We start from the raw sequence: 13193 nt of genomic DNA on the forward strand, positions 1-13193 counted from the left end.
AGATTTCTGTATTTAAACCGTTTCAGCATCCACAAAAATGGGATCATCCTGGCGAAATACATTCACCGTAAATAAAACACCAACCGCACCAACTACCGCATAGAAAGCCGTACCAGCCAATCCTACCGCCTGTACAATAAAGGTGCCGGCCAATGCTCCGAGCACTCCAAAGGCGATGCTGGGTAACATGGTCACTCCCCGATCCTGAGTGATAACGCGGCTCAGCCATCCAATTACTAATCCAATGGTGATATAACTTAATAAATACATAAGGGTCATATACGCTCCTTTACTTGTTAATATCTATTAAATAAATGGGATGCAGAGGGTATGCGTTCCTTGACGCTTCACAACTTTCCAAAATTTAGTATAGATTCTTTTGCAAAAATCACTTAAAAAAATCTGCTATGAAAAAACTACTCAGCTCTTCCATTCTTGCATTACTACTGTTAGTGGGATGCGCCCCAAGCGAAAAAGAAATTTTTGATAAAGCCATGGACATCCATGAAAGGGTCATCACCCTGGATACCCACGTGGATATAAACGTGAATAACTTTACCGAAGAAACCAATTACACCCAGCGGTTAGATACCCAGGTGGATTTGATTAAAATGGAAGAAGGCGGCCTGGATGTGGTTTGGCTGGTTGTGTACACCGGCCAGGATACACTTACGGAAGAAGGCTATGCTGATGCCTATGATAATGCAGACAGCAAGTTTGAAGCCATCCATCGGTTAACAGAAGAAATTGCGCCTGACAAAATAGAACTGGCAACTACTTCTGAGGATGTGAGACGTATAGTTGCTGACGGAAAGAAAGTAGCTATGATTGGAGTGGAGAATGCCTATCCGGTTGGAACCGATCTCTCCAGAATAGAAGAGTTTTACGAGCGCGGAGCCCGGTATATGTCCCTTTCTCATAATGGTCACAGTCAATTCAGCGACTCCAACACCGGCGAGCGCAATGACGAATGGATGCATGACGGCCTGAGTGATTTAGGAAGAGAAGCCATCGCCGAGATGAACCGCCTGGGAATGCTGATTGATATCTCCCATCCTTCCAAAAAAGCAAACATCGAAACGATGAAATTATCCAGGGCGCCGGTCATTGCTTCGCACTCTTCAGCCAGAGCGATGAATGATGTAAGCCGTAACCTGAGCGATGAAGAACTGATGCTGTTGAAAGAGAATGGCGGAGTGGTTCAGACCGTGGCTTTTCGCAGTTACTTAGACTCCGAAAAACACGCCGCCTGGCAGGATGCCTCGCGCACAGTTCTGGAAGAAGAAGCCGGAAAATTGGGTTTTGAGCTTTTAAATTGGGGTGATATTCGCGAAATGAGCGAAGAAGAACGTGACGAATATATGGAAATGTATCGCACCGCTCAGGATAATGCCGAGCCCCGAATTGTGGAAGAAGTCAACAACATGTACCCGCCGGTTAATGTTGCCGACCTGGTTGACCATGTAGATTATATGGTCGATTTAATTGGGATAGAGCATGTGGGAATCAGCTCTGATTTTGATGGCGGTGGTGGCGTTTACAACTGGATGGATGCCTCCGAAACCTTCAATGTGACGCATGAGCTGGTAAAACGCGGGTATAGTGAAGAAGAAATCGCAATGCTGTGGAGCGGAAATTTACTGCGCGTGCTGGATGAAGCCGAAGCGGTTGCCGCCCAAATTCAAGCCGAAGAAGAGTAGCGAACTCCCAACAAGGAACATTGAACTCCGAACGTTTCACTTTTTCTTTTAACGTTGGGAGTTCCTTATTGGATGTTAAACTGTGGTGAAAACATTAAAGCCAAATTATCTTTTTGCAAAGAAAAGTTAGAAAAAGGTTAATTCCTTTAAACATCCGCCTAATCTTTTTAACTTTACGCTTCATAAAATTCATTTAAACAAAATCATAAAAGAGTGATTGCAGAAGCAGACGTTTCAACCGACGTCAAGATTTTAAAAGCTGACTTAAACAACCCTAAACACGCCTCAGATATAGTCAAGATTGTAGACCTCTTTGCGAGAGATCCTATGGGGCAGGATGAACCGCTGGACGAGGAAGTCCGCGTTGATATGATCGCAGAGATGAAAAAAGTACCCACCACCATGACCTACATCGCCTATGCCGGCAATAAGGCGTTGGGCATTGTAACCTGTTTTGTAGGATTTTCAACCTTTACGGCCAGCAAGGTATTCAAAATTCATGATGTTGCCGTTCACCCCGATGCACGCGGGATGGGAATCGGAACCATGATGCTGGAAAACATTGAGGAAGAAGCTCAGGAAATGGGCTGCTCCAAAATTACCCTGGAAGTGCGGGAAGACAATCCGGCACGACGCCTGTACGAGAAACAAGATTTTGAGTATGGCGATCCAAAGTGGTACTTCATGACGAAGAATTTGAACTGATATTCTGATATCAGCCTAAAACTTCAAAGCCTCTTCTTAGCGGAAGAGGCTTTTTTTGTTTGAAGGTTTTTCCCATATTCATTCGCCATTGTATTCACTTGCACTTAAACGAATGAAAAGATTACTGATACTGATTGCCGGAAGCCTGTTGTTGGCATCCTGCGCCAAAGAACATACCGGCCCTCCTTTTAAGGTAGAGTTGAATTTGAAGGAAAACACCGGGCAGGTTCCCCCGTTGCTGGCCATATCAATGGGAGGGGGATTTATTTTTGAACCTGAATACCCGGGAGAGCCTGCCGATATTCCCGAAGGACTTCAAAATGGGGAGATCTTTCATGGCATCATTGATCTGTATCAATATGTGAGCCAGGGGCATGCTTCAGGTTTTATCAATTCCTCGATTTTTCAGCGAAACAGTGCATTGATTGATTCTGTGGCCATCACCGATGAATGGGTTGATGTAATTTTTACGGTGGCCGTCGGGGAAGACGAGCAGGGTAAACCTGTGGTATATGTAGAAGGCAAAAGTGGAAACTTTTTGGATGACCCAATTTATTTTGATTCCACAACGGTAGAGTTTCAGGATCAGATTTTTAACGTTATGGAGGCTGTAGTTCCGTCTCCCTTTGAATATTTTAACGGAGAAGAGGCGGTATGGCATGAAGGAAAGGCGAGCCTGATGTACCTGTCTGATTCCTCTCCATCCGAAAGCCTGCAGCTTTTTTACCACAAAATCAGGATGGGCACGTGGACCGTTAATGATCAAACTTTCGATGTTCTTCTTTCCAAAGATAGTGCTCCTCCCTACAGAAAAGAATTATACACTTATTTGTATATAGACCTGGATGAAGACGGAAAATTTGACGTGATGCCGGACGGCATGGAAGCTTATCCCGTTACCGAACCTTTTAACATAGCCGGCGAGAGCTGGAAGGTTACTGAAATCGCCATCGATGGAAGTTCTGTAATCATTGATGTATCTGAGGAGAAAGTAGATCCCAAAGTCGCTCTTCGTCCCGGAACAGAAGCTCCTGATTTCACCGCTCAAACGGTAAGTGGTGATGAACTTAGCCTGCAAGAACTTCGGGGCAAGTATGTGATGCTTGATTTCTGGGGAACGTGGTGCGGTCCCTGTATTGATGCCCTGCCTGTTTTAAAGCAAGCCTATAATAAATTCGGCGGTTCTGAATTCGAGATTATTGGAATAGCCAATGAAGTAAGGGCCGATCCGTTTGAGGACTTTCTGGATCAGGAAAACATAACCTGGCCACAGATTCTGGAGATCTATGAAGAAAACAACACCGTTCAGGAATTGTATTCAGTCAACGCCTACCCAACCTACTACCTGATTGATCCGGAAGGTGAAATCGTGGAGTACGGAATGGCGCTATCGGAGGAAAACCTTATGAGTACACTTGAACAATATTTAGAGAAGTAGATTTAAAATTGGCTCCGAGATAGCTTTTAAGTTTCAGCTACTTAATCTTTTCCACGAGCTCACCGTTTTCATACCGTTCCTGCAAAATGATATTCCCCTCTTCGTCATATTCAGACATCAGGCCATGTTTCAGCAAATCTTTTTCGGTAGGATTCCACAAGTATGAGGCAGAGATCTGTATTTGACCATCAGGGTAGTAAAAGTTATGCGTCTGAAGTTCTGATTCCTTTATTGTTTCAAAATTAAGTGTCAGGCTATCAGTAAGCCGGTCACTATAATATGTAGTCACTTTATTTCCGTCTTCATCTAAAGAAGGAATGCTTACAGATTTATATTGATACATCCCGGTACTATCATAACTGGGAAACTCTCTCCGGGTTACTTTTCCATCCACAATGGTCTCCTTATAGATTACTAAATCTGTATCTACACTATATGTGTTTCGTTCTCCGGTATAGGGCTCTCCATTTGGGCCGATGAATTTACCGGTATGTTCATCGAGTGGGTGATATAAACCGGTGACCCCATCAGATTTCAGTTCAACATCAACATAGGTTTTTGGAGGAACCTTGTCATGAACCTCTTGCCAGGTCATGCGGTCTGGCCACTCTTCCGTTTCTGTACATGAAATCAGGCCGAGCAAGGTAAGCAGGGAAATCGTAAAAACAATCTTAGGGAAAGCTCTCCAGATGGACAGATTTGAATTCATCATCTTCAGTCGCTTGCTGGTGAATTTAAAGTCGATTTTGGAGGTAAATTGCTTCATTGCTCTTTATTTAATCTTCTCGATGAGCTCACCGTCTTGGTAGCGTTCCTGTTCCAGAATAATTCCTTCCTCATCATATAAGGTCATTATGCCCTGGTACTTTAGGTCTTCTTTCCATTTTACCTCAAACTTGAGAGATCCGTTCGGATGCCATTCCTTAATAGACCCAAGTGTGTTGCCGTCATAGCCCGGGGCTAACCACTCCTCTACCTGTACTCCATCATCGTTGAACATTCTCATTGCGACCATAGAGTTTGTAGAACCGGCGTATTCAAAGCTATGTTCTAAAGTCTCTTCTCCATTCTCATTATAGCTAATGGAAGCTGTTTTAAATCCATTTTCGAAAATAAAACTCGATACCTTTTTATCGGTTTTCTTGTTGTAATAGTTTTGAGTGCCGGTAAAGTAACTACTGTCCGGTGCTTTAAATCTCAGTACCGTACCGCCTAAAACATCTGACTGAATCTCTGTTGAAGATACAGTCAGGTCAATATCCGGGTAAGCTGAATAACTATTTGTATCGTCTGCACGAGTACAAAACATCAGAGCCATTAAGCCCAGCAGAGGAAATAAAAACAGATGTTTTAATCCGGATCGAAGTGCTGAAAATCTTTTCCCAATCATTAGTAGTCGTCTTTTGGTGAGCGAATAACTAATACTACTGGTTGTTTTCATTGGTTTACTCCCGGCACAAACCCGAATCAGCATGTTCTGGTAATCGCTTACAGAAGAGCCGTTGCTCACTACCATATCGTCGGCTAAAAATTCATGATTTAATTGAATGGCATGTTTGTAGAGATACATCAGCGGGTTGAACCAGAAGATGACTTTCAGGAACTCCGTGAACAAAACATCCAGAGAGTGGAGTTGCCGTACATGCGTGATCTCATGATCCAGGATTTCCGGTTCTATTTCTCCGGACTCAAATTGCTTTTTCTCCAGGAAAATATAGCTAAAGAATGATTGCGGAGTGATCGGTTCATCCAGTAAAACCAGCGTGGCATGTTCCGTTTTCTGATGGCTTCCGGCTTTGATCTTATTTCGTATTTCCATCAAGCCGCCTGCAAATCGGATCAGCAGAAAAAGCGTGGTCAAGCCATAGATCCCAAACAAGATACCTGCGACATTTATCGACCAGCTTGGTTCACTTGTAGTAACCGGGGTGATTTTTGTGTCAGTTTTTGGCAAAGGTTTTTGCTCAGGAGTGATCAGCGGCTCAACCGATTTACTTACGGCTTCTGCCGGAGCATTCACGATGCGTCCCATCTGTTGCATTTTTATACCGGCGATGGATTGTTCAGGTGAAACTCCAAATGAAATCAGCGGGGCTGTCAACCCAAAAATCAGAGCAAATAACAAAAAGAACCGGTTGAAGCGGTGCATCTTTTCATTTTCCAGCAGCAGCTTATACACCCCGAAAAGCAGCCCGAGCAGTAAAGTGGATTTAACTAAATAGATAATCATTGGTTTTTCCTCTCTATTTCTTTTTCGACAATGGCTTTGAGTTCCTCCAGTTCCTTGGCTGAAAGATCCGTTTCTGAAGTAAAAAATGAGGCAAACTGAGAAGCCGAGTTATTAAAAAACTTTTTGATGATCCCGTTTACATGCTTTGAAAAGTATTCGGATTTTTTCACCAATGGAACATACTGTCGGGAGCGACCCATTTGCTCATATCCTACAAATCCCTTTTCCGTCATTCGTTTTAGCAAGGTGGCAACCGTGGTGGGGGCCGGCTTCGGTTCCGGGTATAGCTCAAGCAAGTCTTTCATAAAAGCTTTTTCCAGCTTCCACAAATACTGCATCAGTTCTTCTTCAGTTTGGGTAAGACTCATTTTCTTCTACAATCTTAGAATTGTTTCTACAAATGTAGAATAAAAATTCAAAAAAACAAAAACCTCTTAAATAATCGCTGGAGATCTCATTACAATTTTATGTACTTCAAAAATCAATTTTTACCCCTAAAAACAGTTAAATCAACATTAATTTGTAACATTTATCATTTTTTTACTCTTGTGTATGCAAGCAGTTAAAAAATGACCGGTCATAGATAGTTAGCTAACTCTTAATTGCTGTGTTATAAAAAGAACACCAATTAACAGAGGTAATCTATGTCAAGTACTATGTTAAAAAAGCTAAGCTCTTTATTAATTATCGGGGCTTTAGTCGTCACAGGATGTGACCAAACAACAAGTGTAAATAAACAAGACGAACTCACCAAGGAAGAGAAAGCCGAACAAATTCTGGCTAAACAGAACCAGCCTATCGATGGTCAATACATTGTGGTTTTTAAAGAAGAAGGCAATGAAAGAAGGATGGCCAAGGCTCAGCGGGCGCAGTTGATTCAGCGAAAAATTGACGCCGTTGCCACTGAGAATAACATCCCGCAGGAAAAGATCAGAAGTACCTATAAATATTCTGTTAGTGGTTTTACTGCCGAGCTGGACGATAACCAACTTAATGCGCTGAGAAATGATGAACGCGTTGATTACATCGAGCAGGATAGAATTGTAATCTTGTCTCCTCCTAAAGCTACGCAGTCATTCTGGTGCATTTATTTCGGAATCGGTTGTGATTATGGCGGCGGAGATCCTCAGGTTACCCCTTACGGCATCAACCGTGTAGGTGGTTCTGTTGACGGATCTGGTTTAACAGCCTGGGTGCTTGATTCCGGCGTGGATCTGGACCATAACGACCTGAATGTTAACACGCAGATGAGTACTTCTTTTGTATCCACGGAAAGCTCTGCTGATGACGGTAACGGACACGGAACCCACGTAGCCGGAACCATTGCGGCTTTAGATAACGACATTGATGTGGTAGGTGTAGCTGCCGGTGCAAGCGTTGTTGGCGTAAAAGTATTAGATAGCAACGGAAGCGGATCTTATTCCGGTGTAATTGACGGAATTGATTATGTGGCCGCTAACGGATCCTCCGGTGATGTAGCCAACATGAGTTTGGGAGGAGGAACTTCTCAGGCTGTGGATGATGCGGTAAGAAACGCAGCGGATAACGGAATCATGTTTGCCCTTGCTGCCGGTAACGACGGCGCCGATGCCAATAATTCTTCTCCGGCCCGGGTTGAGTACAACAATGTATGGACCGTTTCTGCCATCGACAGCAACGATAATTTTGCTTCTTTCTCTAACTACGGAAACCCACCAATTGAATATGCTGCACCCGGTGTGGATGTTGAATCCCTTTGGAGAGACGGCGGTGTGAATACCATAAGCGGTACTTCTATGGCAACCCCTCATGTGGCCGGTGTGTTACTCGTAACCGGAGGGAACCCTGTTGCTGATGGAACAGCCAACGGCGATCCTGACGGAACACCCGACCCAATCGCAACTCATTAAGAGCAATAGTAGCTCCTAAACATACGAAAGCCCCGCGCATAAACTATGTGCGGGGCTTTTTCTATAAACTCTTTTCAATATGATTCGCAATCTGCTCGGCATGCACGCGCGAGTTTTCAATGAATAAGCGGCTGGTATCCATTCCTCCGCAAACAACGCCGGCCACGTAAACACCTTTTCGGCTGGTTTCCAGGCTGTCCTCATCATGAACAGGCATGCATTTTTCATCATTGGTAAGCTCAATTCCCAAACTTTCCATTAGCTTATAGTTGGGATGATAGCCGGTCATCGCAAGAACAAAATCATTTTCGATGGTGACCTCACCGTCCGGTGTGGTGATGACGACTTCTTTCTCCCGGATTTCCTTCACCTCTGAGTTAAAGAAACAAGGGATCTCCTCATTCTTAATCCGGTTTTCGATGTCCGGTTTTACCCAATATTTTACTGAAGGTTTGATTTGGTCGTACTTCAACAGCATGGTTACATCGGCACCGCTTCTCCAGCATTCCAGGGCTACGTCGGCACCGGAATTACCACCGCCAATCACCAGCACTTTTTGCCAGGCATAGGGGTGAGGTTCATCATAATAATGCTTCACTTTAGGGAGATCTTCGCCCGGCACACCCATCATGTTGGGCTGACCGTAAAAGCCGGAAGCCACAATCACTTTTTCTGCTTTATATTCGTCTTTATCTGTTTTTACGGTGAAGTTGCCGTCTTCCCCTTCCATCGATGTTACGGTTTCGTATAGGTTGACGGGCAGTTCATAGTGCTCGGCTACCCGGCGGTAATACTCGAGAGCTTCGGCTCGTGTAGGTTTTGGTCCGTGAGAAATAAAAGGCACGTTCCCGATTTCCAACTTATCTGATGTGGAAAAGAACGTCATGTTGGTCGGGTAGTGGTACAGTGAGTTCACCAGGCAACCGCGTTCAATTATTTTAAAAGGTATGTTTTTTTCCTGAAGTGCAATTCCGGTTGCAAGCCCAATCGGACCCGCACCTATTATGATAACCATATCCGTTTTTGTAGTTATAAGTTTGAGTACGTAAGTGAATGTTCCAAACAGCCCAAAGATACGAATCGTTTAACTCTTAGGTAGGCTGCCGTTTTTCAAATTATAATTGCAGGAACTTTCCCGGATGAAGTATCTTTGAATCACTGAACTCTCTAAAATTCAACCTGATTAATGCTTCGATTTTTCCAATTCTCCATTCTGTCTCTTTTTCTGATCATGATTTCACCTTCGGCTCTTCAGGCTCAATTACTAAATGTAGAAAGCGTTCGGTCTGATGCCGATTCTGCCGGTTGGTACGGGCAGCTTAATTTTAACTTATCCCTGAGCCAGTATAACGACCGTGTGCTTCAGTTTACCAACAAAGCTAACCTCTCCTATTTTTCTGACCATCACGCATACCTGTTCCTGAACAATCTGAAGCTGGTTAACCTGGATGGCGCTTCCGTCATAAGCAGCGGATACAGTCACCTACGCTCTACTTTTAATCGGGAGAACCGTTTTTCACCTGAAGTGTTTTTCCAATATCAGTACAACAATAACCTGGGACTTCAGAATCGTTTTTTGGGCGGAGCCGGATTTCGATACACGCTGTTTGATGGGGAAAACTGGACAGGGAGCTTTTCAACCGGACTGATGGCTGAGTACGAACAATGGCAGGAGGACCGTGCGCCGGCTATCGACAACAGGTTCATCAAAAGCACCAGTAATCTATCCCTTCGGGGAAATCTCAACTCCCAAACCACCTTCCTGCTGATCGGTTATTACCAGGCCCGCCCCAATCAGTTTTTTCAGGCCCGGTCTATTCTGGAAACGCAGCTTCAGGTTAAAATCACCCGGCGCATTTCAATGAGTGTGCAGTTCTCGGCCGCTTATGATGCCGACCCGGTCATCGATATCCCCAACTGGACGTATGAACTCAGCAACGGGCTGATCATCAAACTTTGACGGCTTTCTGGTTTTTGGTCTTTTTCCCCAATGGAAAGTGATTACACAGGAGCATAAAATGAAGGAATCAAAAATTCTTAAAGGATGACGCAAAATAGCTCCGCCCTTCAGGGCGGGGTAGAATAAGAGAAAGAACCAAGCTTCGCCCCATTATTGATAAAAGCTAAAGCTGCCTCCGAAGCTTTGGCAAACCGTTCTATAAAAAGATGGTGAGCCCAACCCTGCGGAAACAACTGGGCTCCTAACCTATAGATACTTGGGTTTTCTCTTTTTGATTTCAATTCCCCGCCCTGAAGGATGGGGCTATTTATTTTTGATTCGTAAAGGATCGGAGAACTTGTGAAAGAGCTGAGCGGACTAAAACAACGAGAAGAACCTCCAAGCGTCCGAAGGACCTTGGAGCGTTCGCTATAATTAGGGGCACATTCCCACAACGCTTCCAGGACCTAGCGGACGCTGAAAGGTTACTCCGGTTGAGCTTGGTTTTGACTTAATTTGTTAATATTCAAAAAGAAGATTGTTCTTCAAGAATGACCCAGCCATTGCAATATCACCCGGAACAGCCAGTCTTTGGGAGAGCTTAAAAAACCGACATGACCGCCTTCATCCGTAAAGCAGGTTCGGATATAGGAATTAGCCTCCATCACGCCAAAAGGAGCAAACTCGAACGGACAAAGCGTATCTTCTTTGCTGTGAATAACCAGCAGGTCGGTTTTCACATCACCATAAAAATGCTTGCTCGAACATTGATGGTAATAGTCGTCGGCATCCTTAAACCCGTGCAGCTTGGCGGTCACCTGATCATCAAATTCATAAACCGAGGAACCGTTGAATTCCGGCATCTCCATTTTTTGCCGCTTCTTTTCCAGCTTCTGCACCAGCGTGTTCAAAAAATTAATTTCGTAAAGGCGGTTAAATCCCTGGTTCAGCCTCAGCGACCCTTCCTTCAAATCGTAGGGAGGAGAGACGGCAGCTGCCCGCTCAACCCGGCTTTGATTTCCCTCTTCACCCAGGTATTTGACCAGCGCATTTCCACCCAGCGAGAAACCCACCGCATAAATATCTTTATTGGGAAAGGTGTCCGAAATCCACTTAAAAAACGTTCGGTAATCTTCGGTTTCCCCGGAATGATAGAATCTCGGGCGGTTATTCATTCGCTCCCCGCATCCCCGAAAATTTAATGCTGCAGATGAAAACCCCGCCTCTTTTAACTCTGACATCAGGTTGGCGATGTAGTAGCGGTCGGTAGATCCTTCCAGGCCATGAAACAGCGCCACTACCGGTTTGTCTGTATCCTGAATGCAGGTATCCACTTCCAGAAAATCCCCATCGGGAGTGTCGATCTCCATTCGCTGATGCGGTGGCTTTTTAACTTTCGAAAACTGTGAAGCCACAATGGTATGCACATGCACATTCCACGCCCACCAGGCAGGCTTAAACGGCTCAAGGGAGATGCTCTTCTTTTTTTGTTCAGGCATGATGAATGATTTCCCGGCAAAACTATACAGAAATGAGGACGGATTCCATTTCCGATTTTCAGTCAACCCCAGCTTACCCTATATTCGGACTCAAATTTATTCCTATGGCAACATCCCTCACACCAATAGAATACATACGAAGCGTTTTGGCCATTGTGGTATTCTTTATCATGTTTGCCATTTCCACGCCGCTGATTGCCCTTTTGCTGCTGTTCTCTTTGGGGAAGGCAACGAATTTTGTGGTAGAAAAATTTGGCCCTTTTATCGCTTACCCGGTTTTATGGACACTCGGCATCAGTTTCAATGTCGTCCAGCATGGGGAACCGGTTGAACCACCGGTGATTTACACCATCAACCACAGCTCCACACTCGATCTGGTGACTATGATTGCCCTCGGACTTCCCCACATCCGTTTTGTAGCGAAATGGGAGCTACAGTACAATCCGCTGTTTTTTATTGTAGGAAGACTGACCGGACAGGTATTCATTCAGCGCCAAAAAAGCGAAAAAGCCATCAAGCGCATCCAAAGTGCCTACGATCGGCTTAAAAGGGATAAACTTTCCATTATGGTTGCCCCCGAAGGTTCACGAAAACATCCCGGTGTCATAGGTCCGTTTAAAAAGGGAGCTTTTCACATGGCTATTAACCTGGGCTTTCCCATTGTCCCCATCTACTTTGACGGGAATCAGGAGCTGAGTCTTGGCGGTTCTTTGCTGTCCAAAAGCGGAACTATTAATGCACACATTCACAAACCGGTGGATACTTCTGACTGGAAGCGGGAAACACTTCATGAGCATATTGACGAGGTCAGAAATATGTACTTCGAATGGGCCGGAGTGGAAGAGTAGCTATTTCGGCTCCAGGTACTGAAGGCTGAACCAATCTTTTTCATCGGTCCATACTTTCTTCACTTCAAACCAGGGAGATACAATTTCGCCAAACTCCTCCAGGGTGTATTTATGAGAGTTTTCGGTGTGAATGCATTCACCTTCCCTGAAAGAAATGCACGTTCCGTTGACTTCCACCTCATGATCTTCCTTGCAAACCAAATGCATTTCGATGCGGCTTTCTTCTTCATTCCAAATCGCTTTGTGATCGAACAGGTCCGGATCAAAATCGGTGCCTAATTCCCGGTTTATATGCCGGAGAATATTCTTGTTGAATGCAGCCGTTACCCCTTTCGAATCGTTATAAGCGGCAAGCAGAACATCAATCTCTTTTTTAAGATCAACTCCAATCAGAAAAGCTCCTTCCCGGCCAACAATATCAGCAACCACACTGAGAAATCGATCTACGGTGTCTCTCTTAAAATTCCCAATGGTCGATCCCGGGAAAAAAACCACCTTTCTCCCCTCAGGTAATGAATCGGGAAAGTCTATGGAATGGGTGTAATCTGCCTGCAGCGGCTCGATGGTGATTTCCGGAAATGCTTTTTGCAACTCGGATGCTACGCTAAACAGATAGTCGCCGGAAATATCGATGGGAATGTAGCCGGCTATATTGTTCAGGCCTTTCAGCAAGATCCGGGTTTTATCACTGCTTCCGCTGCCCGGCTCAATCAAAATAACTTCATCGCCCAAAAAGCACCCGATTTCCTCTACGTTCTGCTTCAGGATATCCCGTTCTGTCCGCGTTGGATAATATTCCTCCAGCTCCGTAATCTCATCAAATAGTTTTGAGCCTCTTTCATCATAAAAATATTTACTGGGCAGTGATTTCTGAGGCCCGGTCAATCCATACAGCACTTCATCCCGCATAGATTTCCGCTCTTTAACTTTGGTCATTTATTTCTG

At 44.6% G+C, this 13193-nt stretch carries 13 protein-coding genes; 6 read left to right on the forward strand and 7 right to left on the reverse strand.

Going from position 1 to position 13193, the window contains the following annotated elements; genetic code table 11:
• Nucleotides 1-12: 12 nt before the first annotated feature.
• On the reverse strand, nucleotides 13-270 hold the full coding sequence (locus JJ941_RS08065; protein WP_290963633.1) for a hypothetical protein: 258 nt from the start codon (nucleotides 268-270) through the stop codon (nucleotides 13-15).
• Between the two features lie 137 nt (nucleotides 271-407).
• Here JJ941_RS08065 and JJ941_RS08070 point away from each other — a divergent pair, with 137 nt between their 5' ends.
• The 3 genes from JJ941_RS08070 to JJ941_RS08080 all read left to right on the forward strand — a co-directional run bounded on the left by JJ941_RS08070 (nucleotide 408) and on the right by JJ941_RS08080 (nucleotide 3843).
• A complete protein-coding gene (locus JJ941_RS08070) occupies nucleotides 408-1700 on the forward strand; it encodes a dipeptidase (protein WP_290963635.1) in 1293 nt (430 codons plus the stop codon).
• A 213-nt stretch (nucleotides 1701-1913) separates the two neighbouring features.
• Entirely contained in the window at nucleotides 1914-2405 is a 492-nt protein-coding gene (locus JJ941_RS08075) for a GNAT family N-acetyltransferase (RefSeq protein WP_290963637.1), read from the forward strand.
• Between the two features lie 112 nt (nucleotides 2406-2517).
• Nucleotides 2518-3843, forward strand: a complete 1326-nt coding sequence (locus JJ941_RS08080; RefSeq protein WP_290963638.1) for a TlpA disulfide reductase family protein — start codon at nucleotides 2518-2520, stop codon at nucleotides 3841-3843.
• A gap of 37 nt (nucleotides 3844-3880) precedes the next feature.
• Here the strand turns inward: JJ941_RS08080 and JJ941_RS08085 are convergent, their stop codons facing one another.
• From JJ941_RS08085 to JJ941_RS08095, 3 genes are read right to left on the reverse strand one after another with little or no spacing between them, the layout of a single operon-like run.
• Nucleotides 3881-4609: a hypothetical protein gene (locus tag JJ941_RS08085; protein WP_290963640.1), complete on the reverse strand. Its 729-nt coding sequence runs from the start codon at nucleotides 4607-4609 to the stop codon at nucleotides 3881-3883.
• 6 nt (nucleotides 4610-4615) lie between these two features.
• Nucleotides 4616-6073, reverse strand: coding sequence for a M56 family metallopeptidase (locus tag JJ941_RS08090; RefSeq protein WP_290963643.1), 1458 nt, complete (start codon nucleotides 6071-6073; stop codon nucleotides 4616-4618).
• Complete coding sequence (locus JJ941_RS08095; RefSeq protein WP_290963646.1) at nucleotides 6070-6441, reverse strand: BlaI/MecI/CopY family transcriptional regulator; 372 nt, start codon at nucleotides 6439-6441, stop codon at nucleotides 6070-6072. The genes JJ941_RS08090 and JJ941_RS08095 overlap by 4 nt, the downstream gene beginning before the upstream one ends.
• A gap of 276 nt (nucleotides 6442-6717) precedes the next feature.
• On the opposite strand from JJ941_RS08095, the gene JJ941_RS08100 reads away from it, so the two are divergent.
• Nucleotides 6718-7962, forward strand: a complete 1245-nt coding sequence (locus JJ941_RS08100) for a S8 family peptidase (RefSeq protein ID WP_290963648.1) — start codon at nucleotides 6718-6720, stop codon at nucleotides 7960-7962.
• Nucleotides 7963-8023: 61 nt separating this feature from the next.
• On the opposite strand, the gene JJ941_RS08105 is transcribed toward JJ941_RS08100, so the two are convergent.
• Nucleotides 8024-8977 (reverse strand): YpdA family putative bacillithiol disulfide reductase, encoded by a 954-nt coding sequence (locus tag JJ941_RS08105; RefSeq protein ID WP_290963651.1) that lies wholly within the window; start codon nucleotides 8975-8977, stop codon nucleotides 8024-8026.
• Nucleotides 8978-9148: 171 nt separating this feature from the next.
• Between JJ941_RS08105 and JJ941_RS08110 the strand changes: the two genes are divergently transcribed.
• Nucleotides 9149-9922, forward strand: a complete 774-nt coding sequence (locus JJ941_RS08110; protein ID WP_290963654.1) for a DUF481 domain-containing protein — start codon at nucleotides 9149-9151, stop codon at nucleotides 9920-9922.
• 524 nt (nucleotides 9923-10446) lie between these two features.
• Here JJ941_RS08110 and JJ941_RS08115 read toward each other — a convergent pair.
• Entirely contained in the window at nucleotides 10447-11400 is a 954-nt protein-coding gene (locus tag JJ941_RS08115; RefSeq protein ID WP_290963656.1) for an alpha/beta fold hydrolase, read from the reverse strand.
• Nucleotides 11401-11504: 104 nt separating this feature from the next.
• Here JJ941_RS08115 and JJ941_RS08120 point away from each other — a divergent pair, with 104 nt between their 5' ends.
• Nucleotides 11505-12248: a lysophospholipid acyltransferase family protein gene (locus tag JJ941_RS08120; protein ID WP_290963658.1), complete on the forward strand. Its 744-nt coding sequence runs from the start codon at nucleotides 11505-11507 to the stop codon at nucleotides 12246-12248.
• Here the strand turns inward: JJ941_RS08120 and egtD are convergent, their stop codons facing one another.
• Entirely contained in the window at nucleotides 12249-13184 is a 936-nt protein-coding gene (gene egtD / locus JJ941_RS08125) for an L-histidine N(alpha)-methyltransferase (protein ID WP_290963659.1), read from the reverse strand. It lies immediately after the preceding gene.
• Nucleotides 13185-13193: the final 9 nt, after the last annotated feature.

The organism is Gracilimonas sp. (genome assembly GCF_017641085.1).
GTDB lineage: Bacteria > Bacteroidota > Rhodothermia > Balneolales > Balneolaceae > Gracilimonas.